Origin of the sequence: Luteimicrobium sp. DT211 (genome assembly GCF_049844995.1) — a bacterium.
Taxonomy (GTDB): Bacteria; Actinomycetota; Actinomycetes; order Actinomycetales; family Cellulomonadaceae; genus Luteimicrobium.
Map to the genome: position 1 here is coordinate 329167 of NZ_JBNCMC010000002.1, position 23726 is coordinate 352892.

The 23726-nt window shown below is 75.2% G+C and carries 23 protein-coding genes; 2 read left to right on the forward strand and 21 right to left on the reverse strand.

Annotation, left to right across the window (positions count from 1 at the left end):
* Positions 1-69 precede the first annotated feature (69 nt).
* Genes ACLQ14_RS05640 through ACLQ14_RS05650 form a run of 3 tightly spaced genes read right to left on the reverse strand, consistent with a single transcriptional unit; the run spans position 70 to position 3762 of the window.
* Entirely contained in the window at positions 70-1593 is a 1524-nt protein-coding gene (locus tag ACLQ14_RS05640) for an RsmB/NOP family class I SAM-dependent RNA methyltransferase (protein WP_425810771.1), read from the reverse strand.
* On the reverse strand, positions 1590-2531 hold the full coding sequence (fmt, locus tag ACLQ14_RS05645; RefSeq protein WP_425810773.1) for a methionyl-tRNA formyltransferase: 942 nt from the start codon (positions 2529-2531) through the stop codon (positions 1590-1592). Before fmt ends, ACLQ14_RS05640 begins: the two co-directional genes overlap by 4 nt.
* Before the next feature lie 10 nt (positions 2532-2541).
* Positions 2542-3762, reverse strand: a complete 1221-nt coding sequence (locus ACLQ14_RS05650; protein WP_425810775.1) for a benzoate/H(+) symporter BenE family transporter — start codon at positions 3760-3762, stop codon at positions 2542-2544.
* Positions 3763-3785: 23 nt separating this feature from the next.
* Between ACLQ14_RS05650 and ACLQ14_RS05655 the strand changes: the two genes are divergently transcribed.
* Positions 3786-4349: a helix-turn-helix domain-containing protein gene (locus tag ACLQ14_RS05655; protein ID WP_425810777.1), complete on the forward strand. Its 564-nt coding sequence runs from the start codon at positions 3786-3788 to the stop codon at positions 4347-4349.
* On the opposite strand, the gene ACLQ14_RS05660 is transcribed toward ACLQ14_RS05655, so the two are convergent.
* The 3 genes from ACLQ14_RS05660 to metK form a co-directional block, all read right to left on the reverse strand.
* Positions 4330-4974 (reverse strand): HAD family hydrolase, encoded by a 645-nt coding sequence (locus ACLQ14_RS05660; RefSeq protein WP_425810779.1) that lies wholly within the window; start codon positions 4972-4974, stop codon positions 4330-4332. The genes ACLQ14_RS05655 and ACLQ14_RS05660 overlap by 20 nt on opposite strands.
* Entirely contained in the window at positions 4971-7118 is a 2148-nt protein-coding gene (locus tag ACLQ14_RS05665; RefSeq protein ID WP_425810781.1) for a primosomal protein N', read from the reverse strand. The genes ACLQ14_RS05660 and ACLQ14_RS05665 overlap by 4 nt, the downstream gene beginning before the upstream one ends.
* 93 nt (positions 7119-7211) lie before the next feature.
* Positions 7212-8441 carry a methionine adenosyltransferase gene (gene metK / locus ACLQ14_RS05670; RefSeq protein WP_425810783.1) on the reverse strand — a complete coding sequence of 410 codons (1230 nt, stop codon included), beginning with the start codon at positions 8439-8441 and terminating at the stop codon, positions 7212-7214.
* A 118-nt stretch (positions 8442-8559) separates the two neighbouring features.
* Between metK and ACLQ14_RS05675 the strand changes: the two genes are divergently transcribed.
* Positions 8560-9204 carry a 4a-hydroxytetrahydrobiopterin dehydratase gene (locus ACLQ14_RS05675; protein ID WP_425810785.1) on the forward strand — a complete coding sequence of 215 codons (645 nt, stop codon included), beginning with the start codon at positions 8560-8562 and terminating at the stop codon, positions 9202-9204.
* Positions 9205-9392: 188 nt separating this feature from the next.
* Here the strand turns inward: ACLQ14_RS05675 and coaBC are convergent, their stop codons facing one another.
* The 15 genes from coaBC to efp all read right to left on the reverse strand — a co-directional run bounded on the left by coaBC (position 9393) and on the right by efp (position 23643).
* Entirely contained in the window at positions 9393-10598 is a 1206-nt protein-coding gene (gene coaBC, locus ACLQ14_RS05680) for a bifunctional phosphopantothenoylcysteine decarboxylase/phosphopantothenate--cysteine ligase CoaBC (protein WP_425810788.1), read from the reverse strand.
* A 30-nt stretch (positions 10599-10628) separates the two neighbouring features.
* Positions 10629-10934 (reverse strand): DNA-directed RNA polymerase subunit omega, encoded by a 306-nt coding sequence (gene rpoZ, locus ACLQ14_RS05685; protein ID WP_425810790.1) that lies wholly within the window; start codon positions 10932-10934, stop codon positions 10629-10631.
* 85 nt (positions 10935-11019) lie between these two features.
* A complete protein-coding gene (gmk, locus tag ACLQ14_RS05690) occupies positions 11020-11616 on the reverse strand; it encodes a guanylate kinase (RefSeq protein WP_425810792.1) in 597 nt (198 codons plus the stop codon).
* 24 nt (positions 11617-11640) lie between these two features.
* Positions 11641-11961, reverse strand: a complete 321-nt coding sequence (mihF, locus tag ACLQ14_RS05695; protein WP_425810794.1) for an integration host factor, actinobacterial type — start codon at positions 11959-11961, stop codon at positions 11641-11643.
* Positions 11962-12096: 135 nt separating this feature from the next.
* Positions 12097-12906, reverse strand: coding sequence for a tyrosine-protein phosphatase (locus ACLQ14_RS05700; RefSeq protein ID WP_425810796.1), 810 nt, complete (start codon positions 12904-12906; stop codon positions 12097-12099).
* 57 nt (positions 12907-12963) lie between these two features.
* The gene (gene pyrF / locus ACLQ14_RS05705) at positions 12964-13839 is read right to left on the reverse strand and encodes an orotidine-5'-phosphate decarboxylase (RefSeq protein WP_425810798.1); all 876 of its coding nucleotides are present in this window, start codon (positions 13837-13839) and stop codon (positions 12964-12966) included.
* Complete coding sequence (carB, locus tag ACLQ14_RS05710) at positions 13836-17174, reverse strand: carbamoyl-phosphate synthase large subunit (RefSeq protein WP_425810800.1); 3339 nt, start codon at positions 17172-17174, stop codon at positions 13836-13838. The genes pyrF and carB overlap by 4 nt, the downstream gene beginning before the upstream one ends.
* A gap of 3 nt (positions 17175-17177) precedes the next feature.
* Positions 17178-18371, reverse strand: coding sequence for a glutamine-hydrolyzing carbamoyl-phosphate synthase small subunit (gene carA, locus ACLQ14_RS05715; RefSeq protein WP_425811637.1), 1194 nt, complete (start codon positions 18369-18371; stop codon positions 17178-17180).
* Between the two features lie 35 nt (positions 18372-18406).
* A complete protein-coding gene (locus ACLQ14_RS05720) occupies positions 18407-19006 on the reverse strand; it encodes a hypothetical protein (protein ID WP_425810802.1) in 600 nt (199 codons plus the stop codon).
* Entirely contained in the window at positions 19003-20367 is a 1365-nt protein-coding gene (locus tag ACLQ14_RS05725; protein ID WP_425810804.1) for a dihydroorotase, read from the reverse strand. Before ACLQ14_RS05725 ends, ACLQ14_RS05720 begins: the two co-directional genes overlap by 4 nt.
* Complete coding sequence (locus ACLQ14_RS05730) at positions 20364-21374, reverse strand: aspartate carbamoyltransferase catalytic subunit (RefSeq protein WP_425810806.1); 1011 nt, start codon at positions 21372-21374, stop codon at positions 20364-20366. Before ACLQ14_RS05730 ends, ACLQ14_RS05725 begins: the two co-directional genes overlap by 4 nt.
* The gene (gene pyrR, locus ACLQ14_RS05735; RefSeq protein WP_425810808.1) at positions 21371-21997 is read right to left on the reverse strand and encodes a bifunctional pyr operon transcriptional regulator/uracil phosphoribosyltransferase PyrR; all 627 of its coding nucleotides are present in this window, start codon (positions 21995-21997) and stop codon (positions 21371-21373) included. The genes ACLQ14_RS05730 and pyrR overlap by 4 nt, the downstream gene beginning before the upstream one ends.
* A 141-nt stretch (positions 21998-22138) precedes the next feature.
* Positions 22139-22546: a hypothetical protein gene (locus tag ACLQ14_RS05740; RefSeq protein ID WP_425810810.1), complete on the reverse strand. Its 408-nt coding sequence runs from the start codon at positions 22544-22546 to the stop codon at positions 22139-22141.
* Positions 22547-22661: 115 nt separating this feature from the next.
* Positions 22662-23078, reverse strand: a complete 417-nt coding sequence (nusB, locus tag ACLQ14_RS05745) for a transcription antitermination factor NusB (RefSeq protein WP_425810812.1) — start codon at positions 23076-23078, stop codon at positions 22662-22664.
* A gap of 1 nt (position 23079) precedes the next feature.
* Positions 23080-23643: an elongation factor P gene (efp, locus tag ACLQ14_RS05750; RefSeq protein ID WP_425810814.1), complete on the reverse strand. Its 564-nt coding sequence runs from the start codon at positions 23641-23643 to the stop codon at positions 23080-23082.
* Between the last annotated feature and the right edge of the window lie 83 nt (positions 23644-23726).

Below are 23726 nucleotides of genomic sequence, written 5' to 3' on the forward strand. Positions count from 1 at the left end.
TCGCCCACGGTGACGCTGCGTTCGCCGAACCCACCTGCGGACCGGACCACGAGATGCCCGACGGGAACCTCAGCGCCGACGCAGCAGCGTGAGGTGCATCGCGTCGGTGCCGTGGACGTGCGGCCACAGCTGGACGTCGAGGCGCTCGGAGAGCGGGATCGCGTCGCCCGCGACCCGCCGGACCGCCTCCGCCGCGTCGACGCGCTCGACGTCGTCCCGGCGGCGCAGGACGTCGTCGACGACGACGCGCGTCTCCGCGAGGTGCGGCGAGCACGTCACGTAGGCGACCAGGCCGCCGGGCCGGACGGCGTCGAGCGCGGACGCGAGCAGCTCCCGCTGGAGCCCGGTGAGGTCCTGCAGGTCCGACGGCGTGCGGCGCCAACGGGACTCCGGCCGGCGGCGCAGCGCGCCGAGCCCGGTGCAGGGCGCGTCGAGCAGCACCCGGTCGTAGGCGGCGGGCTCGTTCGCCCCGAGCTCGCGACCGTCGCCGGTGCGGACCTCGACGACGTCGCGGACCGCGCGCACCGACCGTTCCACGAGCCGGCTCCGGTGCGGGGCGACCTCGTTGGCGACGAGCGTCGCCCCTCGCTCGAGCGCGAGCGCGCCGAGCAGCGCGGCCTTGCCGCCGGGGCCGGCGCACAGGTCGAGCCACCGCTCGCCCACGTCGGGGGCCGGCGAGCCGAGGTCGGCAGCCGCGAGGGCCAGCGTGACGAGCTGGCTGCCCTCGTCCTGCACCCCGACGCGCCCCTCGCCCACGCCCGGCACGCCCGCCGGGTCGCTGCCCGGCAGGACGACCGCCGTCGGCGCCCAGCGCCCCCGCGGTCCGCGCGTGTCGGCCGCGATCTCGTCCGGGTCCGCGAGGCCGGGGCGCGCCACGAGCGTGACCCGCGGCGCGGTGTTGTCGGCCTCGAGCAGCGCGGGCAGGTCGTCCGCGGTCAGCCCGTTCCCGACGAGCGACTCGCGCAGGGCGCGCACGATCCACGCCGGGTGGCTCTGCGTCGCGGCCAGCGCGGCGGTCTCGTCGGGGGCGCTGGCGCGCAGCTCCTCGAGCCACGTGTCGAGGTCGCGCTCGCCGACGCGGCGCAGCACCGCGTTGACGAACTGGCCGGCGCCGCTGCCGATCCTGTCGCGGACCAGGCCGACGGTCTCGGAGACGGCCGCGTGCGGCGGCACGCGCATGCCGAGGAGCTGGTGCGCCCCGAGCCGGAGCGCGTCGAGCACGGGCGGGTCGGTCTCCGTCAGCGGGCGCGAGGAGCACCGCGACAGGACGGCGTCGTACCGGCCGCGCAGGCGCAGCGTGCCGTAGGCGAGCTCCGTCGCGAACGCCGCGTCGCGCCCTTCGATCCCGCGCTCGCGCAGCAGCGGCGGCAGGACCAGGTTCGCGTAGGCGTCGGAGGCGTCCACGTCGCGGAGCACGTCGAACGCCGCCGTCCGGGCGGGGTCGGCGGCCCGCCGCCGCTGCGAGGGCGCCTGGGAGGTTCGCGCCCGGTCGCCGCGCAGGCGCGCTCCCCCACGCTCACGTCCGCGGGCGTCGCGTCCCTCGTACCTGCCGCGCTCGCCCCGACCGTCCCCGCGCCCGCCGTCGCCGCTCACGCCGCGGCCTCCGCCCCGAGGACGGCACCGTCGCCGAGGCGCGCGCCGCGCGCCCAGTCGGGGGCCGCCATGTGCTTCTTGCCGACGGGGGCGACGTCGCCCAGCTCGACGGCGTGCGTCGCGGTCCCGACGAGGACCTCCCGCTTGCCGGGGCGCACCTCGCCCGGAGCCAGGTCCGTGACGTCGGGGCGTGGCCGCACGGGGCCGAGCCCCAGCCGTGCGCCGTCGGGGGCGGTCGTCCACGCCCCGGGAGCCGGCGTGCAGCCCCGCACGAGCCGGTCGATCGCGAGGGCGGGCCTGGTCCAGACGACGCGGGCGTCGTCGGGCGTGATCTTGGGCGCGACGCTCACGCCGTCGGCGGGCTGGGCGACCGGGGACGCCGTGCCGTCCTCGATCGCGTCGAGGGTGCCGAGCAGCAGCGGGGTGCACGCCGTCGACAGGCGGCCGAGCAGGTCGCCCGACGTGTCGCGCGCCCGCACGGTCTCGGTCATCGTGCCGAAGACCGGCCCCTCGTCGAGGCTGGGCGTGAGGCGGAAGGTCGAGGCGCCCGTCACCTCGTCGCCGGCCATGACGGCGCGCTGCACCGGGGCGGCTCCGCGCCAGGCGGGCAGCAGGGAGAAGTGGACGTTGACCCAGCCGTGCGGCACGGCGTCGAGGACCGGCTTCGGCAGGATCTCGCCGTACGCGACGACGACGGCCGCGTCCACGTGCAGGTCGGTGAGCACGTCGAGGAAGCCTTCGCTGCGGGGCCGGGCCGTGATCACCGGCAGCCCCGCCTGCTCGGCCCGCACGCGCACGGGGCTCGGGGTCAGGGCGCGGCCACGCCCCACCCGCCCGTCGGGCCGGGTGAGCACCGCGACGACCTCGTGACGGGAGCCGAGGAGCGCCTCGAGCGACGGGACGGCGACGTCCGGGGTCCCGGCGAAGAGGAGGCGCATGGCCCCGATCCTACTGGTGGGGCGCCTGGGCGGCGGCCTCGCCCTCGTCGGCGCGCGGGGTGCGGCGGCGCAGGACGGCGCCCACGACGAGGCCCGCGAGGAGCGCCCAGAAGGCGGCGCCGACCCCTCCCAGGGCGACGCCCGACGCGGCGACGACGAACGTCACCACCGCGGGTTCGCGTGCCGCGGTCGCGCCGAACGCGCCGTGGAGCGCTCCCCCGAGGCTCGCCAGCAGGGCGAGCCCCGCCGCCGCCTCGACCACGCCCGGCGGCGCCTGCGCGACGAGCGACGCGAGCCACGTCGAGGCGAGCGCGAGCGCGACGTAGCACCATCCCGCGACGTGCGTCGCGAGCCACCGGCGGCGCGGGTCCCGGGCGGCGTCGGGAGACGCGGCGAGCGCGGCGGTGATGGCGGCGAGGTTGACGGCATGGCCGCCCGCGGGCGCCGCGAGCACGGTGCCGAGCCCGGTCACGGTCATCGCCGACCGCCAGGGCACCTGGTAGCCGAACGTGCCGAGCACCGCGACGCCCGGCACGTTCTGGGACGCCATCGTGACGAGGAACAGGGGCACCGCGATCCCGACCACGGCCTGCCACCCGAGGTGCGGCGTCGTCCAGGCGAGATGCCCGACCGACGCGGCCGGGAGGCCGCCGTGCCGGACCTCGTCCACGACGACGAGGGCCAGCGTCAGCCCGAGGGCCGCGGGCGTCGCCCAGCGAGGCGCGAGGCGCAGGAGCACGAGCCACACGACGACGACGGGGACGACGAACGCCGGCTCGGACGCGAGCGCGCGCACCGGCGCGAGGCACAGGGTGAGCAGGACGCCGGCGAGCATGGCCTGCGCGACCGGCACCGGGATCCGTCCGACGAGCGCCCCGAGCCGGGGCCACGCCGCGGTCGCCAGGACGAGCACGCCGACCAGGAGGAAGGCCCCGACCGCCGCCGGCCAGCCGCCGGCCACGGCCCCGGTGCTGACGAGCAGCGCGGCGCCGGGCGTCGACCACGCCAGCGTGATCGGGATGCGGTGCCGCCAGGACAGCACGACCATCCCGATCCCCTGGGCGAGGCAGAGCGCGGCGAGCCCGGACCCGGCCTGGGCCGGCGTGGCGCCGACGGCGCGGAGCCCGGCCAGGACGACCGCGAACGAGCTGGAGAACCCGACGAGCGCCGTGACGACGCCGGCGAGGACGGGGCGGCTGCGGTCGTCACGGGACGGACGAGAGCGTTCCATATACGGAACGATAGTCTGGCCAGGTGACCGACGAACAGCCCCCCGCCCGCAGCGATGACGTCGCGCTCCGGGTCGGACGGCGGATCCGGCGCCTGCGCGAGGCGCGCGGACTCTCCCTGTCGGGGCTCGCTGCCCGGGCCGGCGTCGGCAAGGGCCTGCTCTCGGAGCTCGAGTCCGGGCGACGCAACCCCACGCTCGCAAGCCTCTACGCCGTCGCACAGCCCCTCGGCGTGCCGCTCGCTGGCCTCCTGGGCGACGAGCCCGGCAGCATGGTCGACGGCGACGGCGCGCGCACCCGGCTCCTGGACGTGCGCGCCGAGGACGACGGCACGACGGTCGAGGTCTACACGCTCGAGCACGACCCCGGCGTGGCCCGCAGCTCGCCGGCGCACGCGCCCGGCGTCGTCGAGCACCTCGTGACCACGCGGGGCAGCTTCCGGGTCGTGCGCCACGGCCCGGCCGGCGACGAGGTCCACGACGCCCCGCAGGGCCGGCACGTCAGCTGGACGAGCGACGTGCCGCACGACTACGCAGCGGGCCCCGACGGCGCGACCGCGGTCCTCGTGATCACGACGCCGCGAGGCTGACCCCGAGCGCGCGGAGGTCGCGCCGCAGCTGCTCCGCGCCGGTGAAGCGCACTGCCAGGAAGCCGAGGCGCGCGGCGGACCCGACGTTCGCGGGGGCGTCGTCGACGAACACCGTGCGCGCCGGGACGAGCCCGAACCGGTCGGCCGCCCGCTCGAAGATCGCCGGGTCCGGCTTGACGAGCCCCTCCCGGCCCGAGACGAGCACGTCCTCGAGCAGCCCGATGGCCGGCGCGGCGGCCGGCCCGTGCGGGTACGTCTCCGCGGACCAGTTCGTCAGCCCGTACAGCCGCAGGCCCAGCGCGCGCAGGTCGCGGACCACGTCCTCGCTCCCCGGGACGGGGCCGGCGAGGGTCGCGGCGAACCGCCTCACGTACGCGTCGACGAGCGGGGCGTGGTGGGGGTGCGAGGCCGCGACCTCCGCCCGGACGTCCGCCCAGGCCAGCCCCGCGTCCGCCCGACGGTTGAGGTCGGGGAAGTCGACGTCGGCGAAGAACCGCTCGACGTCGTCGCGCGACGCGACCCCCCGGAACGCGCCGTGCGGGTCCCACTGCACGAGCACGTTCCCCAGGTCGAACAGGACGGCCTCCACGGGCTCGCGGCCGTCGGTGGCGGGTTCGGGCGTCACACGATCTCCTTCGGGTCGAGCTGGACACGGACGTCGCCGCCCTCGCGACGGGCGGAGCGCACCGACAGCGAGGCGGCGAGCTGGCGCGCGAGCTCGCGCCCCTGCTCCCACGGCACCCGGACCAGCATGCGGACGGGCTCACCGCCTGGGAGGACGAGGGTGCCGCCCTCCGCGGCACGGCCGGTGCGGCCCGCACCGGGGTCGAGCGTCACGGGGCCGAGCACGGCGTCGCCCGTCGCGAGCGGCACGCGCCCGACGACGGCGGACACGGCCGTCCGCTCACCCTCGACGGACGCCATGCGCACCGCGGGCGGCAGCGCGAGCTCGGTGACCTCGTCGAGCTCGCGGGCGGCCAGCCCGACCGGGTCCCAGCGCACTAGCGCCCCGGTCGGCGCGGGCGCCGCGTCGCCGACGAGCAGGACGGTCCCGCCGTCCGGCGCCGACCGGACCAGGGCCGCGGCGGCGAGCCACCGAGCGAGCGCGTCCTGCGCGACCCCCAGGCCGCGGCCCGCGGTGCTCGCCGCCGCGTCGAGCAGCAGGGCGCACGCGTAACCGCCCGGCGCGACCGGCTCGGCGCCCGGCGTGGACACGACGATCGCGCGTCGCGCGGGGACGGTGTCGAGGACGCCCGTCGCGGCCCCCGAGACGCGGACGGTCACGCCCGGGAACGCGCGGCCGAGCTCCTCGGCGGTGCGGCCCGAGCCGACCGACGTCGCGCGCAGACCGTGCGCGCCGCACTCGGCGCACGTCCAGTCCGCCGCAAGACGGCCGCACCAGCGGCACTGCGGGTCCGAGCGCGCGCCGGCGAGCCCCAGCGGCCCGTGGCACGTGGCGCAGCGCGCCGGCGTCCGGCACCGCGTGCACGCGACCACCGGGACGTAGCCGGCGCGCGGCACCTGGACGAGGACGGGCCCCTCCTCGAGCGCGCGGCGCACCGCCTGGAGGGCCGGGGCGGGCAGGCGCGCCGCCGCGCCCGCGCCCTCCTTCGCGAGCTCGACCGATGTGAGCGCCCGCACCCGAGGGGTCCGCTCGCGCACCACCGGGCGCGGGGACACGACGTCCTTGGCCCACCCCCGCGCGACCAGCGCCTGCGTCGCGGTGGTGCGGGCGTGCGACCCGACGACGAACGCGCACCGCTCGAGCTCGGCGCGCAGCGCCAGGACCTCCCGCGTGTGCGGGTAGGGGGCCCGCGGCTCGGCGTGCGTGTCGGCGGTGTCGTCCCAGCACACGACGAGCCCCAGGTCTGCCACGGGGGCGAACGACGCCGCCCGCGTGCCGATCGCGACCCGCACGTCGCCCCGCAGCACCGCGAGGAACTGGGCGTAGCGCGCGGAGGGCCCGTCGTCGGCGGTCAGGTGCGCGACCCGCCCCCCGCTCGCGGGCACCCACGGCGCCAGCCCGCGCACCTCGAGGGCGCGGGACAGACGGGCGACGTCCCGTGCGTCGGGCACGACGACGAGCGCGCCCCGGCCGGCCGCGACGACCACGCGGACCGCCTCCGCGATCGCCGCGGCCCAGTGCGCGCCCGTGTCGACGAGCGGGTCGGGTCCGGGCAGCACGGTCCACGCGGCACGCGGCGCCGCGCCCGCGGCGAGGTGCCGGAGCAGCGCGACCCCGCCGCGGTACGCCCGCCACTCCCCCGGCGGCGCAGTCAGCGGGGGAAGGTCCGCGGGGGCGGCGTCCGCATGTGAGGCCTGCTCGGTCCGGGCGTGCCGGGGCGGGACCGCGAGCCGCAGGACGTCCGCGAGCGTGCCCGCGTACCGGTCGGCGACGGCGCGGGCCAGCCGGAGCACAGGCGGCGTGAGCACGGGCTCGGACGAGACGACGCGCCGCAACGGGACGAGGCGGTCGCCGTGCTCGGACGACGCCTCGCGCGCGACGACGAACCCGCCCACGTCCTGCGCGCCGAACCTGACCTTGACCCGGACGCCCGGCCGGGCCGTGTCCTCCACGTCCGCGGGGACGGCGTAGTCGAAGGTGCGGTCCAGGTGCGCGGGCGGCAGCTCCAGCGCCACGCGCGCGACCGGGAGGTCGTCGGCGAGCGGGACCCCGCCCTCGGCGACGCGCCGGCGCCTCGCCCCGCGGGGGGCGCCGGCCGACTCGAGGCCCGGCAGCGCGAGCTGCTCGACCGGTTGTGCTCCCATGCCCCTATCCCAGCACGTCGCACCCACCCCGCGGCACGCCGTGCACAGGCGGGACAGGGTGGCGCAGGCCCGGACGACGAGCGGGACGGCGGGTCAGACGGCGGCGCGCAGCGCGTCGACGCGGTCCGTGCGCTCCCACGTCAGGCCCTCGAGCTCGCGCCCGAAGTGCCCGTACGCGGCCGTCCGGCGGTAGATCGGGCGCAGCAGGTCGAGCTCGGCGATGATCGCCGCGGGTCGCAGGTCGAAGACCGCGCGGATCGCCGCCTGGATGCGGTCGACCGGAACCGTCTCGGTGCCGAACGTCTCGACGTACAGGCCGACCGGGCGCGCGCGCCCGATCGCGTACGCGACCTGGACCTCGCACCGGCGGGCCAGCCCGGCGGCCACGACGTTCTTCGCGACCCAGCGCATCGCGTAGGCCGCGGAGCGGTCGACCTTCGACGGGTCCTTGCCCGAGAACGCGCCGCCGCCGTGGCGGGCCATCCCGCCGTAGGTGTCGACGATGATCTTGCGGCCCGTCAGGCCCGCGTCCCCCTTGGGGCCGCCGATCTCGAACTTGCCCGTCGGGTTCACGAACACCTGGCGCGGGCTGCCGAGGCTCACGCCGTCCGGCAGCTCCAGGGCCGCCAGGACCGGGTCGACCACGCTCTCGCGAACCTGGGCGCGCAGCTCCTCCTGGAGCGTCTTCTCGTCGTGCTGCGCGGAGACGACCACGGTCTCGATCCCGACGGGCCGGTCGCCGTCGTACGCGATCGTCACCTGCGTCTTGCCGTCCGGCCGCAGCCCCGGGAGGGTGCCGTCCTTGCGGACCGCCGCGAGGCGCTCCGCGAGCCGGTGGGCGAGGAAGACCGGCAGCGGCATGAGGGTCGCGGTGTCGTCGCACGCGTAGCCGAACATCAGGCCCTGGTCGCCCGCGCCCTGCGCGTCCAGCGGGTCCCGGACGATCGACGGCCCCGACGAGTCGTCGCGCTCCTCCTCGGACTTGTCCACGCCCTGCGCGATGTCGGGCGACTGCTGGCCGATCGACACGGAGACGCCGCACGAGTCGCCGTCGAACCCGATCTCCGACGACGTGTAGCCGATGGAGTTGACGACCTCACGGACGATCTGGGGGATCTCGACGTACGCCGTCGTGGTGACCTCGCCCGCGACGTGCACGAGGCCCGTCGTCACGAGCGTCTCGACCGCGACCCGAGCGGACGGGTCCTGCGCGAGCATCGCGTCGAGGATCGCGTCGGAGATCTGGTCGCAGACCTTGTCCGGGTGTCCTTCCGTCACCGACTCGGAGGTGAACAGGCGCATGCCGGACAGGTCGCTGGTCATGCGCGTCAGCGTACAGGCGGACCGCCCGTCGCCCTAGGGATGTCCACGGGTGAGTCCGACCCGCGAGACGACCGCCCTCACGGGTGCGGGCGACGGCGCCCGGCGCCACGATGGAGCGATGACGACACTCACCGGGAAGCAGGTCGACGACGCCGCGCTGGCGGGCTGGGCGAACCTGGGCGGCGTCCTCGTGACGCGCTTCGCGACCCCCGACTTCGCCACGGGTCTCGAGCTGGTCGACGCGATCGGGGCGCTCGCCGACGAGGCGAACCACCACCCCGACGTCGACCTGCGCTACACGCGCGTCGACGTCGCCCTTACGAGCCACGACGCCGGCGGGCTCACCGCGCGCGACGTCGACCTGGCACGCAAGGTGACCGAGGCGGCCGCGGTCCGTGACCTCACCCCCGACGACACGGGTGTGTCCCGGGTCGAGCTCGCGCTCGACTCCCCGGACCACGCCCGCGTCCTGCCGTTCTGGCAGGCGTTCCTCGGCTACCAGCGCGCCGAGGGTCTCGACGACGAGCTGCGTGACCCCGCAGGCGCCCAACCGATGGTCTGGTTCCAGGCCTCGGGATCGGACGAGCCGCGCCAGCGCTGGCACCTCGACGTCTGGGTGCCGCCCTCGCAGGTCCAGCCCCGGATCGACGCCGCGCTCGCGGCCGGAGGGACGGTGGACGACGGCGCCGCGCCGGCGTTCTGGGTGCTCACCGACCCGGAGGGCAACCGGTCCTGCCTGTGCACCTGGCAGCAGCGCGACTGAGCCGCGCCGCGGTGCCGTACCTCTCGGCCGGTCGGGCGGTTCGAGGGCGTGGCGCCCTTGACGCCGGCATCACCCAGCAGACTGCCGGCTCCCCGCACGCCGCGCCGGCCTCCCGGGTTCGCCCGCCAGGGTCGCGCACGACGACGGCGCGAGCCCGGGCGGCTGTGCTGACAGGCGAACGAGAAGGGTCAACCGAGCAGCTTGACGACGGCGTCCCACACGACGTCGGCCACGCGCTCCTTGGGGCCGGCCGCGGTCTCGACGACCTCGCCGGAGGCGTCGACGATCGTCACGTCGTTCTCGTCCGTCCCGAAGGCCTTCCCGGCCCCGACGGCGTTCACCACGACGAGGTCGGCGCCCTTGCGGCGTGCCTTCGCGCGGCCGTGGAACAGGACGTCGCCGGTCGCGTCGCCGGTCTCGGCGGCGAAGCCGACGACGACCTGGCCCGGGCGTAGCCGGTCGGTCGCCAGCTCCCGGAGGATGTCGGGGTTCTCGACGAGCTCGATGGGCGCCGGCGGCTCGCCCGGCACCTTCTTGATCTTCGCGTCGGGCACGTGGACGGGACGGAAGTCAGCCACCGCGGCGGCCATGACGACGGCGTCCGCCTCACGCGCGGCGGCTCGGACGGCGTCGCGCAGCTCGGCCGTGGACACGACGGGGACGAACGTCCCGACGCCTGTCGGCGTCTGCGCGAGGTTCGCTCCGACGAGCACCACGTCGGCGCCGCGGGCCACGGCCGCACGGGCGAGGGCGACGCCCTGCTTGCCGCTCGAGGAGTTCCCGATGAAGCGCACCGGGTCGATGGCCTCGCGCGTGCCCCCGGCCGAGACGACGACGCGGCGGCCGGCGAGGTCCCGGGGCGTCGTCCCGCGACCGGCCACGTCGAGCGCGACGCGCGCGATCTCCTCGGGCTCGGGCAGGCGTCCGGGGCCGCTGTCGGCGCCGGTGAGACGGCCCGACGCGGGCTCGATCACGTGCACGCCGCGCGCCCGCAGCGTCGCGACGTTCGCGACCGTGGCGGGGTGCTCCCACATCTCGGTGTGCATCGCGGGCGCCATCACGACGGGCGCCCGGGTCACGAGCAGCGTCGCCGTCAGCAGGTCGTCCGCCTGTCCCGTGGCCGCGCGTGCGAGGAGGTCCGCTGTCGCGGGCGCGACGACCACGAGGTCGGCCGACTGCCCGAGGGCGACGTGCGCGACCCCGGGGACGTCGTCGAACACGTCGGTGCTCACGGGCTCGCCCGACAGCGCCTCCCACGTGGGCGCGCCGACGAAGCGGAGCGCCGCCGCGGTGGGGATCACGCGGACGGCGTGCCCCGCCTCGCGAAGCAGGCGCAGCAGCAGGACCGCCTTGTAGGCGGCGACCCCGCCCGCTACCCCGAGGACGACGCGCATGTCAGCAGGCCCGGACCGGCTCGGCCGGTCTCAGAGCTGAGGCGGCGACGCGGTGTCCGCGTCCTCGCCCTCGACGACCTCGCGCTCCGTCATCGTGAGCAGGCCGGCGTTGATCTCGCGCAGCGCGATCGACAGCGGCTTCTCCTGCGGGCGCGTCTCGACGAGCGGGCCGACGTTCTCGAGCAGGCCCTCGTTGAGCTGGGCGTAGTACGAGTTGATCTGGCGGGCGCGGCGCGAGCCGTAGATGACGAGCGCGTACTTCGAGTCCGCGCGGTCGAGCAGGTCGTCGATCGGCGGGTCGGTGATGCCCTCGGGCTGGGCGACGGTTCCGGACACGGAAGCTCCAGTTCACAGTGGGGAGAAGGGGATCCGACACCCATTCTACGGGGTCGGGGGCGGGCGCGGCCCGCACCGGCCGCCGTCAGGCGGTGACGGCCCCGGCGGACCGGCCCAGGCCGTGCGGCGCCAGGCCCATCACGGTGACCAGCTCGTCGGTGGCGCGGTGGACCTCGTCGTTGACGATCGTGTGGTCGAACTCGGGCTCCGCGGCGAGCTCCACGCGGGCCGTCCGCAGCCGGCGCTCGCGCTCCTCCGCGTCCTCCGTCCCCCGCCCCACGAGGCGGCGGACCAGCTCGTCCCAGCTCGGCGGCGCGAGGAACACGAACCGCGCGTCAGGCATGGACTCCCGGACCTGCCGCGCGCCCTGGAGGTCGATCTCGAGGAGCACCGGGCGCCCGTCGGCGAGGCGCTCGAGGACCGGCCTGCGCGGTGTCCCGTAGCGGTGCCTGCCGTGGACCACGGCCCACTCGAGCAGCTCGCCGTCGGCGGCCATCCGGTCGAACTGCTCCTCGGTGAGGAACACGTAGTGCACGCCGTCGATCTCGCCCGGGCGCGGCGGCCGGGTGGTGGCCGACACCGAGAGCCAGATCTCGGGGTAGCGGGCGCGCACGTCCGCCGAGACGGTGCCCTTGCCGACGGCCGTCGGACCTGCGAGGACGGTGAGCCGGGCGCGGGCCACGGCGGGGTCGGTGCGTGTGATCGTTCAGCCCTTCGAGTCGAACCTCTCGATCAGGGCCTTCGCCTGGTGCGGGCCGAGCCCACGGACACGGCGAGTCTCGGCGATCCCGATCTCCTCCATGATCGCACGCGCCTTGACCTTGCCGACGCCGGGCAGGGACTCCAGCAGGGCGACGACCTTGAGCTTGCCGATCACGTCGTCGGTCTGGCCCTGCTCGATCACCTCCGACAGCGAGCCCTGCGAGTACTTGAGCCGGTTCTTCACCTCGGCGCGGGCGCGCCTGGCCGCTGCGGCCTTCTCGAGCGCGGCGGCGCGCTGTTCTGGGGTGAGGTTCGGGAGTGCCACGGTGGTCGCCCTTCGAGTGGTGGGGATGCCGGACGGCAACTGCTCCCCTCGAACGTAGCGAGGCACCGGGGCCCGTGCAATCGATCCACGCCGGACACGCGCAACGCACAGGTGATCCCTGACCTGCTCCGACGGTCAGACGAACCGTCCGACGAGCGCGTCCCGGTCGGCCGACGACAGCCCGCAGGCGGCGACGTACGCGTCCACGCTGCCGTGCTCGCGCGCCGCGAGCTCCCACGCGGAGAGCAGGTAGTCGTCCTCCACGGAGACGAACGGCTCGGCCGCGTCCGCCGTCAGGCCGGGCACCGGCGGGATCCGCGCGAGCATCGTGGCGGCGGACTGCGCGCTGAGGAGGTACTCGGCGAGCCGCGCGTCGTCGTCGACGCCGCACAGGTACTGGACGAGGGCGACGAGCCACCCGGTCCGGTCCTTGCCGGCCGAGCAGTGCACCACCGAGGCGCCGTCGGCGCGGGCCAGGTCGGTGAGGGCGCGGCCGACGGCGGAGCGGACGGCGGCGTCGGTGACGAACGACGCGTACACGGCACGCATCATGGCGCGCGCGACGTCGGCGGGCCGGTCGGCCTCGAGAAGCCGGGCGACGAGGGCCTGGGTGTCGGCGGTCGGCGACGTCGCGGCACCGCCGTCGCCGACCGGAGCGGGCTCGGCGCGGGAGGACGCGAGGGCGGCCGCCGGGTCCATGGCCCGGTGCAGGACGATGACGTCCGGCCCGACGGCGTCGGCGCCGTCCCGCTCGACCTCCGCCGTCCCGCGCAGGTCGAGCACGGTGGTGACGCCGAGGGACGCGAGCGTGGCGCGGCCGGCGTCGTCGAGTCCGGACAGGCTGGCGGTCCGCAGCAGCACGCCCTCGCGCAGCGGCTCGGTGCCGCCGCGCGGCGTCGCCCGGCCGCCGACGTCGCGCGCGTTCCACGTCCCGGAGATCTCCATCGGGCCATCCTGGCAGGTCAGGGGCCCGAGGCGCGAGGTCTCCGGGACGTGGGCACGTCAGCCGCGGAGCGCGGCCCGCGCCTCGAGGACGGCCTCGTCGGCCGCGCGGCGCAGCGCCGCGGCGTCGGGGCCCGCACGCAGCACCCCGCGCGACGACGACGCGAGCACCTGGCGGCGCGCGTCGCCGAACACGGCGGCGAGCTCGGCTGCCCCGCCGCCCTGGGCCCCCACACCGGGCGCCAGCAGCGGGCCGTTGACGGCGGTGAGGTCCGTGCCCGTCCGCTCCGCGGCGTCGCCCACGGTGGCCCCGACGACGAGCCCGATCGACCCCATCGGGTCGACGTCCGCGTTGAGCGCCGCCGCATGGCCGGCCATGGTGGCGGCCACGCTCGGGCCGCCCGGCCGGCCCTCCGGCGTCAGGGTCCGCGCGTGCTGCACCTCGTGACCCTCCTTGTTGGAGGTCAGGCACAGCACGAACAGGCCGCGTCCCGACGAGAGCGCCAGGTCGACCGCGGGCGTGAGCGAGCCGAAGCCGAGGTACGGCGAGACCGTCAGCGCGTCGCCCGCGAGCGGCGAGCCGTCCCGGAGGAACGCCTCCGCGTAGGCGTCCATGGTCGAGCCGATGTCCCCACGCTTCGCGTCCACGACGACGAGGGTCCCGGCAGCCCGGGCCGCCGCGATCACGTCCTCGAGCGCCGCGACCCCGCGCGAGCCGTGGCGCTCGAAGAACGCGGCCTGCGGCTTGACGGCCGCCACGCGTCCTCCGACCGCCTCCACGACCCGGAGGCCGAACTCGCGCACCCCGGCCGCGTCGTCGGGCAGCCCCCACGCCTCGAGCAGGCTCGCGTGCGGATCGATCCCCACGCACAGCGGGCCGTGGTCGTCCATGGCCGCGGCGAGCCGCGCGCCGAAGGACGGCTGCCGCGCGCTCACACGGTCGCCCCGGCCGAGCGGGCGGCCCGCACCGCGAGGTGCTCCTGCAGGCTCCCGACGGCGAACGGCCCGGCGAGCTGCGCCTCGATGCCCTGGACCGCGGCCGACAGCTGCTGGACGGTCGTGACGATGGGCTTGTCGGCGGCCGTCGTCGCGGCGCGGATCTCGTAGCCGTCGGCGCGCGCGCCCTGGCCGTTCGGGGTGTTGACGACCATGTCGACCTCGCCCTCGGTGATGAGGTCCACGATGGTCGGCTCGCCGTCGGCGCCGCGGCCCTGGGAGTACTTGCGCACGACGGTGGCGGGGATCCCGCTGCGCCGCAGCACGACCGCGGTGCCCTCGGTGGCCAGCACCTCGAAGCCGAGCTCGGTCAGGCGGCGGATCGGCAGGACGATGGACCGCTTGTCCCGGTCCGCCACGGAGACGAACACGCGACCGGACTCCGGCAGGCCGCCGAACGCCGCGGACTGCGACTTGGCGAACGCTCTCGGGAAGTCGACGTCGAAGCCCATGACCTCGCCCGTCGAGCGCATCTCCGGGCCGAGCACCGTGTCGACCGCGACGCCCTCGGCGGTGCGGAACCGCTTGAAGGGAAGCACGGCCTCCTTGACGGCGATCGGGTCGTCGAGGTCGATCGTGGCGCCGTCGCGGTCGGAGGGCAGGAGGCCCTCGGCACGCAGGTCCGCGATGGTCTCCCCCGCCATGACGCGCGCCGCGGCCTTGGCGAGCGGGACGCCCGTCGCCTTGGAGACGAACGGCACGGTCCGCGACGCACGGGGGTTCGCCTCCAGGACGTAGAGCGTGTCCGAGACGAGCGCGTACTGGACGTTGAGCAGCCCGCGGACGCCGACGCCCTTGGCGATCGCCTCGGTCGAGGTGCGGATCCGCTCGAGCTCGGCGGCCGACAGCGACACCGGCGGCAGGACGCACGCCGAGTCGCCCGAGTGGATACCGGCCTCCTCGATGTGCTCCATGACGCCGCCGAGGAACATGTCGGTGCCGTCGTAGAGCGCGTCGACGTCGATCTCCATCGCGTCGTCGAGGAAGCGGTCGATGAGCAGCGGGGCCGGCAGCGAGCCGGCCGCCTGCTCGTTCGCGGCGACGAGCGCACGCTCGACGTAGCCCGTGAGCTGCTCGGCGGAGTACACGATCTCCATGCCGCGGCCGCCCAGCACGTACGACGGGCGCACGAGGACCGGGTACCCGATCGACTCGGCGACCTCGCGGGCCCGCTCGAGCGAGCGCGCCGTGCCGAACGCGGGGGCCGGGAGGCCGGCGTCGGCGAGGACCTGGCCGAACAGGCCGCGGTCCTCGGCTGCGTCGATCGCCGCGGGGCTGGTGCCGAGGATCGGCAGGCCCGCGTCGGCGAGCTTCTGCGCGAGGCTCAGGGGCGTCTGCCCGCCGAGCTGCACGATGATCCCCTTGACCGGCCCCACGGCGAGCTCGGCCTGGTAGACCTCGAGCACGTCCTCGAACGTGAGCGGCTCGAAGTACAGGCGGTCGGACGTGTCGTAGTCCGTCGAGACGGTCTCCGGGTTGCAGTTGACCATGATGGTCTCGTAGCGGTCGGCGAGCGCGAGCGTCGCGTGCACGCACGAGTAGTCGAACTCGATGCCCTGGCCGATGCGGTTCGGGCCGGAGCCGAGGATGATCACGGCCTCGCGCTCGCGCGGCCGGACCTCGGTCTCCTCGTCGTAGGACGAGTAGTGGTACGGCGTGCGGGCGGCGAACTCGGCGGCGCACGTGTCGACCGTCTTGAAGACGGGGCGGACGCCGAGCGCGTAGCGCACCTCGCGGACCGTCGCCTCGCCGGCCGGACCGAGTCGCCGCAGGCGCGCGACCTGCGCGTCCGACAGCCCGTGCCGCTTGGCCCGCGCGAGGACGTCGCGCGTGAGGGCGGGCGCGTCGGCGACAGCCGCCGCGACCTCGTTGATCAGCTGGATCTGGTCCAGGAACCACGGGTCGATCTTGGTCGCGTCGAAGACCTGCTCGACCGTCGCGCCGGCGCGCAGCGCCTGCTGGACGCCGATGATCCGGCCCTCGGTCGGGCGGCCGATCTGCTCGAGCAGCGCGTCGAGGTCGGCGCCGGAGACCGGCTCGCCGTCCCAGTGGAACACCGAGCCGGACTTGTCGATCGACCGCATGGCCTTGCCGAGCGCCTCGGTGAAGCTCCGGCCGAGCGCCATGGCCTCACCGACGGACTTCATGGTGGTCGTGAGGGTCGGGTCCGCGGCCGGGAACTTCTCGAACGCGAACCGCGGCACCTTCACGACGACGTAGTCGAGCGTCGGCTCGAAGCTCGCCGGGGTGACCTGCGTGATGTCGTTGGGGATCTCGTCCAGCGTGTAGCCGACGGCGAGCTTCGCGGCGATCTTCGCGATCGGGAAGCCCGTCGCCTTCGACGCGAGCGCGGACGAGCGGGACACCCGGGGGTTCATCTCGATGACGATGACGCGGCCCGTCGCGGGGTCGACGGCGAACTGGATGTTGCAGCCGCCGGTGTCGACGCCGACCTCGCGGATCACGGCGATCGAGATGTCGCGCAGCTTCTGGTACTCGCGGTCCGTGAGCGTGAGAGCGGGCGCGACGGTGATCGAGTCGCCCGTGTGGACGCCGACCGGGTCGACGTTCTCGATCGAGCACACGACCACGACGTTGTCGTGCTTGTCGCGCATGAGCTCGAGCTCGTACTCCTTCCAGCCGAGGATCGACTCCTCCAGGAGGACCTCGGTGGTCGGCGAGTAGTGCAGGCCCTGGCCGACGATCCGGCGCAGGTCGACCTCGTCGTACGCGATGCCGGAGCCGAGGCCGCCCATGGTGAACGACGGCCGCACGACCATCGGGTAACCCAGCGACTCCGCGGCCGCGATCGCCTCGGGGATCGTGTGGATGATCTCCGAGCGCGCGCTCTCGCCGCCGCACTTGGCGACGACGCCCTTGAACTGCTCGCGGTCCTCGCCCTTCTGGATCGCGGGGATGTTCGCGCCGATGAGCTCGACGTCGTACTTCTCGAGGACGCCGGCCTCGTGCAGCGCGATGGCCGCGTTGAGGGCGGTCTGGCCGCCGAGCGTCGGGAGCAGCGCGTCCGGGCGCTCCTTGGCGATGATCGTGGTGAGCACGTCGGTGGTGATCGGCTCGACGTACGTCGCGTCGGCGAACTCGGGGTCCGTCATGATCGTCGCCGGGTTCGAGTTCACGAGGACGACCCGCAGGCCCTCCTCCTTGAGCACGCGGCAGGCCTGCGTGCCCGAGTAGTCGAACTCGCACGCCTGCCCGATGACGATGGGGCCCGAGCCGATGACGAGGACGCTCTTGATGTCGGTTCTGCGCGGCACGGGTCAGGCCTCCTGCTCGGTCGTGCTCTGGTTCATGAGGTCGAGGAAGCGGTCGAAGAGGTACGCCGCGTCGTGCGGGCCGGCCGCCGCCTCGGGGTGGTACTGGACGGAGAAGGCGGGCAGGTCGAGCGCCTCGAGCCCCTCGACCACCTGGTCGTTGAGCCCGACGTGCGACACGCGCACCCGGCCGTACCGGCCGCCGTCGTACGGGGCGGTCGACTCGCCGTCGAGCGGGGCGTCGACCGCGAAGCCGTGGTTGTGGGCCGTGACCTCGACCTTGCCGGTCGTCCGGTCCATCACGGGCTGGTTGATGCCGCGGTGCCCGTAGGCGAGCTTGTAGGTGCCGTAGCCGAGGGCCCGCCCGAAGATCTGGTTGCCGTAGCAGATCCCGAAGTACGGGATCTTCCGGTCCAGGACGGCGCGGAGCAGCTCGACCTCGGTGGTCGCGGCGCCGGGGTCGCCCGGGCCGTTGGAGAAGAACACGCCGTCCGGGTGGAGGGCCTCGATCGTGGCGATGTCCGTGGTGGCCGGGACCACGTGGACGCGCATGCCGCGCTCCGCCATCCGGTGCGGCGTCATCGACTTGATCCCGAGGTCGACCGCGACCACGGTCGCGACCGGCCCGGCGCCCGCGTGCTCGCCGAGCGGCTCGATCGTGTACGGCTCGGTCACCGAGACCTCGGCGGCGAGGGCCGCCCCCTCCATCGCGGGGGCCGAGCGGACCTCGTCGACGAGCTCGGCGACCGGGCGCACGCGCCCGCCGCGGACGAGGTCGTCGCCCGAGAAGATCGCCGCCCGCATGACGCCGAGCTCGCGCAGGTGCCGGGTCAGCGCCCGCGTGTCCACGTCGCTGATCCCCACCACGCCCTGCGCGGCGAGCTCCTCGTCCAGCGACCGGTCCGCGCGCCAGCTCGAGTACCGGCGCGCGGGGTCACGCACCACGTACCCGGAGACCCAGATGCGGCCCGACTCGGGGTCCTCGTCGTTGACGCCCGTGTTGCCGATGTGCGGCGCCGTCATGACGACGATCTGCCGGTGGTAGGACGGGTCGGTCAGCGTCTCCTGGTAGCCGGTCATGCCGGTGTTGAAGACGATCTCGCCGACCGTCGTCCCGCGGGCGCCGTAGGCGCGGCCCACGCTCGTGCGGCCGTCCTCGAGGACGAGGACCGCGGCGTCGGGGCCGAGGTCGGCGGGCAGCTCCGTCGGGGCTGCGTGCTGGGGGGCAGGTGCGTTCACTTCTTCTCCTCCGTCGTCTCCTGCGCGGCGTCGTCCCGCGCGGCGGTCGGCGCCGCGTCACCCGGGGCGTGGCCCGCGGGTCTCAGCGCGTTGACCGCGTCGACCAGCAGCGGCCTGTCGTCCGCGTGCCTGGTCCTCAGTCCTGTGTCGAGCGCGACCGTGCCGTCGGCGCCCGGGGCGGCGAGCCGCCACGTCACGACGACGAGCCCGTCCTTGCCGACGAACTTGCCCGCCATGCCGGGCGCCGTCTTGGCCTCGACCACCGCCTCGGCCGGGACGAACACGTCCTCGGCGCCCTGGCGCTCGACGACCACCCCGCCCGCGAAGACCTGCACCGTCGCGTTCGACCGGAAGCCCAGGTCGTGGGACGCGACCCGGTCCAGCCAGTCTCCCGCGGTCGTGCTCGACACGTACACCGCGTCCACGGGCTGGGTGCGGGCCTCGCCGAGCGCGGCGTCGTCGGGCCGGGCGGGGAGCGCCGGGACGAGCGCCCGTCCGCGGCGCGAGCGTCCCCGCCAGCCGAACCACATGATCGAGAGCAGCGCCGCCGCGAGGACGACCCAGATGCCGACGGCGACCGGCAGCGGCAGGTTCACCGGGCACCCCCCGCCACCAGCGCGGCCTCGACCGGCGAGCCGTCGAGCACCGTCGCCCGCCCGCGCAGGAACGTCGCGACCACGCGCCCCGGCAGCTCCCGCCCCGCGAAGGGCGTGTTGGCGCTCGCGGTCTGCTGCGCGCGGCCGTCGACGACGCGGCGCGCGGCCGGGTCGACGAGCACGAGGTTGGCGGGCTCGCCGACCGCGAGGGGTCGGCCCTGGGCGCGTTCGCCCGTGTCGATGCGGCCGATCCGCGCGGGGTTCGCCGACATCACCCGGGCGACGTCGGCCCAGGTGAGGCTGCCGGTGTCGACCATGGTCGCCTGCACGACGCTCAGCGCCGTCTCGAGTCCCGTCATCCCGAACGCCGCCGCGGCCCACTCGCAGTCCTTGTCCTCGCGGGCGTGCGGGGCGTGGTCGGTCGCGACGATGTCGATCGTCCCGTCGGCGAGGCCCTCGCGGACCGCGTCGACGTCGGCCTGCGTGCGCAGCGGGGGGTTGACCTTGAACGTCGGGTCGTACCCGCGCGCCTCCTCGTCCGTGAGGACGAGGTGGTGGGGCGTGACCTCGGCGGTCACGTCGATGCCGCGGCCCTTGGCCCAGCGCACGAGCTCGACCGAGCCGGCCGTCGACAGGTGGCACACGTGCAGCCGCGAGCCCACGTGCTCGGCGAGGAGCACGTCGCGGGCGATGATCGCCTCCTCGGCGACCGCCGGCCAGCCCGCGAGCCCCAGCTCGGCGGAGACGGCGCCCTCGTTCATCTGCGCGCCCTCGGTCAGGCGCGGCTCCTGCGCGTGCTGCGCGACGACGCCGTCGAACGCCTTGACGTACTCGAGCGCCCGCCGCATGAGGACCGGGTCCGAGACGCACTTCCCGTCGTCGGAGAAGACGCGGACGCGTGCGGCGGACTGCGCCATCGCGCCGAGCTCGGCGAGCTGCTCGCCGGCCAGCCCGACGCTGACCGCGCCCACGGGATGCACGTCGACCCAGCCGGCGTCGCGGCCGATCCGCCACACCTGCTCCACGACGCCCGCGGTGTCCGCGACGGGCGTCGTGTTCGCCATCGCGTGGACCGCGGTGAACCCGCCCGCCGCGGCGGCCCGCGTGCCCGACGCGATGGTCTCGGTGTCCTCGCGGCCCGGCTCGCGCAGGTGCGTGTGCAGGTCGACGAGGCCGGGCAACGCGACGAGGTCGGTCGCCTCGACGACGGTCGCGTCCGCCGGCACGTCGCCGTCGGCGATCCTCGGCTCGATCCGCGCGATCACGCCGTCGCGCACGAGCACGTCCGCTCGCTCGCCGCCCAGGGGTCGGACCCCGCGCAGGAGGTACGAGTCGGTCGGGCTGGTGGGAGCGGCGCTCATGCGTGGGCCTCCTGGGGACGGGCGGTGGTCGGGGCGTCGGACTGCCCCGCGAGCAGCAGGTAGAGCACGGCCATGCGGACCGCGACGCCGTTGGCGACCTGCTCGACGATGACCGCGCGCGGCGAGTCCGCCGCCTCCGCGGAGATCTCGAGGCCGCGGTTCATCGGGCCGGGGTGCATGACGATCGTGTGCTCGGGCAGGGTCGCGAGGCGGCGGCCGTCGAGGCCATAGGCGCGCGAGTACTCGAGCGGGCTCGGGAAGAACCCGCCGCCCGCGGAGCTCATCCGCTCGCGCTGCACGCGGAGCATCATGACGGCGTCGGGCTTGCCGTCGGCGAGGGTCGCGTCGAGGTCGTACGAGACCTCGCAGGGCCACCTCTCGACGCCGACCGGGACGAGCGTCGGCGGCGCCACGAGCGTCACGTGCGCGCCCAGCGTGGTCAGCAGCGCGACGTTCGACCGCGCGACCCGCGAGTGCAGGACGTCCCCGACCACGGCCACGTGGAGGCCGTCGAGGTCCGCGCCGAGCCCGGACGTCGCCCCCAGCGACGGGTCGCCGGCCAGGTGCCGGCGCAGCGTGAAGGCGTCCAGGAGCGCCTGCGTGGGGTGCTCGTGCGTGCCGTCGCCCGCATTCACGACGGCGGCGTCGAGCCACCCGGCGTGCGCGAGCAGGTGCGGCGCGCCCGACGCCTGGTGGCGGACCACGACCGCGTCGGCGCCCATGGCCTGCAGCGTCAGGGCCGTGTCCTTGAGGGACTCGCCCTTGGAGACGCTCGAACCCTTGGCCGAGAAGTTGATGACGTCGGCCGACAGCCGCTTGGCCGCGGTCTCGAACGAGATCCGCGTGCGGGTCGAGTCCTCGAAGAACAGGTTCACGACCGTGCGGCCGCGCAGCGTCGGCAGCTTCTTGATCTCGCGGGACTGCGTCGCGGCCATCTCGGCGGCCGCGTCGAGGACGTGGACCGCCTCGGCGCGCGAGAGGTCCGCGGCGGACAGCAGGTGCTTCATCGGTCGCCCTCCGTCGGCGTCGTCGGGGTCCCCTGGATGACGACGGCGTCCTCGCCGTCGAGCTCGGCCACCCGCACCCGCACCCGCTCGGTGTGCGAGGTGGGCAGGTTCTTGCCCACGAAGTCGGGGCGGATCGGCAGCTCGCGGTGGCCCCGGTCGACGAGCGCCGCGAGCTGGACCGCACGCGGGCGCCCGAGGTCGCTGATCGCGTCGAGGGCGGCGCGGATCGTCCGCCCGGAGTAGAGGACGTCGTCGACCAGGACGACCACCTTGCCGTCGATGCCGCCCGCGGGCAGCTGCGTGCGGCCGATGGTCCGGGTGGGGTGGTCGCGCAGGTCGTCGCGGTACATCGTGACGTCGAGCTCGCCGGCGGGTGCGATGGACGCGCTCCCGGCCTCGTCCGCGGCGATGGTCGTCAGCCGCTCGACGAGCCGGTGCGCGAGGGGCACGCCGCGCGTCGGGATGCCGAGGAGCACCACGTCGTGGGTGCCCTTGTTGCGCTCGACGATCTCGTGCGCGATGCGGGTGAGCGCCCGCTGGATCTCGTTGGGCCCCAGGACCACGGTGCCGGTCGGGGCGGCGACGGGCGCGTTCGCACCGTCGGCAATCTGGCCATGACTCATGAAGACCTCCTTCCCCGCCTCCCGGACGGGTGTTAAAGGAACGTCGGCTCGTATTCGTGTTGGGGGCGCGAACGCCCACGTCAGTCTAGCGGAGCACCGGCCGGAGCCGGCCGGATCCGGGCCACGGGTCCGTGAGCCGCGTCACGGCTGCGCGAGGCCGGCGTCCCGGTCCGCGGCCGCGAGCTGCTCGAAGAAGCGCTTGTGCACCCAGTGCTTCTCGCCGAGCAGCTCGATCGTCCACCACGTGCCGCGGCCCGGGCCCAGCCCGGTGCGGCGGGGCATCGTGCCCAGCAGCCTCCGCGGGCGGGCGCCGCCGGACAGCTTGGCGCTGTCGAGCACGTAGATCCCGTCCTCGGTGACGGCCACGCACCGGTACCTGTTCACCAGCATCGTCAGACCGGTCAGGTACGTCACCACGAAGAACAGGAAGCTCGGCGCGCTCTGCGCGATGAACGCCTGCCGGATCACGCTGCCGGCCGGCAGCAGCTCGGCCGCGCGCGACGCCAGGTCCGGCCGCGGCTCGGGCTCCGGGCGGGCGTCGTCGGGCACCGGCGTTCCACCGCTTCTCTGGACGGCCCCCGCAGCGAGGCCGCTGCGGGGGGCGGGGGCGAGATGTCCCCGGCCCGGGCGCCGCCATCGACGCCCGGGACGAGTGGTGCGGGCGTCAGGCCCGCAGGGTGGGACCGAGCTCCGCGACGCGGGCGAGGAGCCCGTTCACGAACGAGGGCGACTCGTCCGTCGACAGGGACGTCGCGAGGGAGACCGCCTCGTCGAGCGCGACGCCGTCGGGCACGTCCTCGTTGTAGAGGATCTCCCAGACGCCCACGCGCAGGATCGCCCGGTCGACGGCGGGCATGCGCTCGATCGTCCAGCCGTGCGAGTACGTGGCGAGGATCTCGTCGATCCGCTCGCGGTGGGCGTCGACGCCCTCGACGATCTCGACGGCGTACTGGGGCAGGGACGCCTGCGTGCCCGGCTCGGCGACCCGCTCGGAGAGCATCGTGACGGGCGCGATGCCGCGCGAGTCCGCCTCGTACAGGACGTCGATCGCGCGCTTGCGCGCCTTGCTGCGCGCCGCCACGTCAGTCGTTCACGCGGCCGAGGTACGACCCGTCGCGGGTGTCGACCTTGACCTTGGTGCCGGCCTCGAGGAAGAGCGGGACCTGGATCGTGGCGCCCGTCTCGAGCGTCGCGGGCTTGGTGCCGCCCGTCGAGCGGTCGCCCTGGAGGCCGGGCTCGGTGTACGTGACCTCGAGGACCACGGACGCGGGGAGCTCGACGAAGAGCGGCGCCGCGTCGTGCGTGGCGACGATCGCGTTCTGGTTCTCGAGCATGTAGTCCGACGCCGAACCGACGGTCGCGGCCGAGACGGGGAGCTGGTCGAAGGTGACCGTGTCCATGAAGATGAAGTCGTCGCCGTCGCGGTACAGGTACTGCATGTCGCGCTTGTCGACGTTGGCCGTCTCGATCTTCGCGCCGGCGTTGAACGTCCTGTCGACCACCTTGCCCGAGAGCACGTTCTTGAGCTTCGTGCGGACGAACGCGCCGCCCTTGCCGGGCTTGACGTGCTGGAACTCGATGACGGTCCAGAGCTGGCCGTCCAGGTTGAGCACGGTGCCGTTCTTGATGTCGTTGGTGGTCGCCACGTTCTGCTTCCTGAGGTCGGGGAGAGGGCCGGGCTGCTGTGCGGCGGGTGAAGGGAGGCCGCGCCCGCGAAAAGGCCCAGGCA

Bases quoted from the DNA above. Each gene is read 5' to 3' on its own strand.
- fmt (WP_425810773.1), bottom strand. From the start codon at position 2,531: ATGCGCCTCCTCTTCGCCGGGACCCCGGACGTCGCCGTCCCGTCGCTC.
- ACLQ14_RS05650 (WP_425810775.1), bottom strand. From the start codon at position 3,762: ATGGAACGCTCTCGTCCGTCCCGTGACGACCGCAGCCGCCCCGTCCTC.
- ACLQ14_RS05665 (WP_425810781.1), bottom strand. From the start codon at position 7,118: ATGGGAGCACAACCGGTCGAGCAGCTCGCGCTGCCGGGCCTCGAGTCG.
- metK (WP_425810783.1), bottom strand. From the start codon at position 8,441: ATGACCAGCGACCTGTCCGGCATGCGCCTGTTCACCTCCGAGTCGGTG.
- ACLQ14_RS05675 (WP_425810785.1), top strand. From the start codon at position 8,560: ATGACGACACTCACCGGGAAGCAGGTCGACGACGCCGCGCTGGCGGGC.
- coaBC (WP_425810788.1), bottom strand. From the start codon at position 10,598: ATGCGCGTCGTCCTCGGGGTAGCGGGCGGGGTCGCCGCCTACAAGGCG.
- ACLQ14_RS05700 (WP_425810796.1), bottom strand. From the start codon at position 12,906: ATGGAGATCTCCGGGACGTGGAACGCGCGCGACGTCGGCGGCCGGGCG.
- ACLQ14_RS05725 (WP_425810804.1), bottom strand. From the start codon at position 20,367: ATGAGCGCCGCTCCCACCAGCCCGACCGACTCGTACCTCCTGCGCGGG.
- ACLQ14_RS05730 (WP_425810806.1), bottom strand. From the start codon at position 21,374: ATGAAGCACCTGCTGTCCGCCGCGGACCTCTCGCGCGCCGAGGCGGTC.
- pyrR (WP_425810808.1), bottom strand. From the start codon at position 21,997: ATGAGTCATGGCCAGATTGCCGACGGTGCGAACGCGCCCGTCGCCGCC.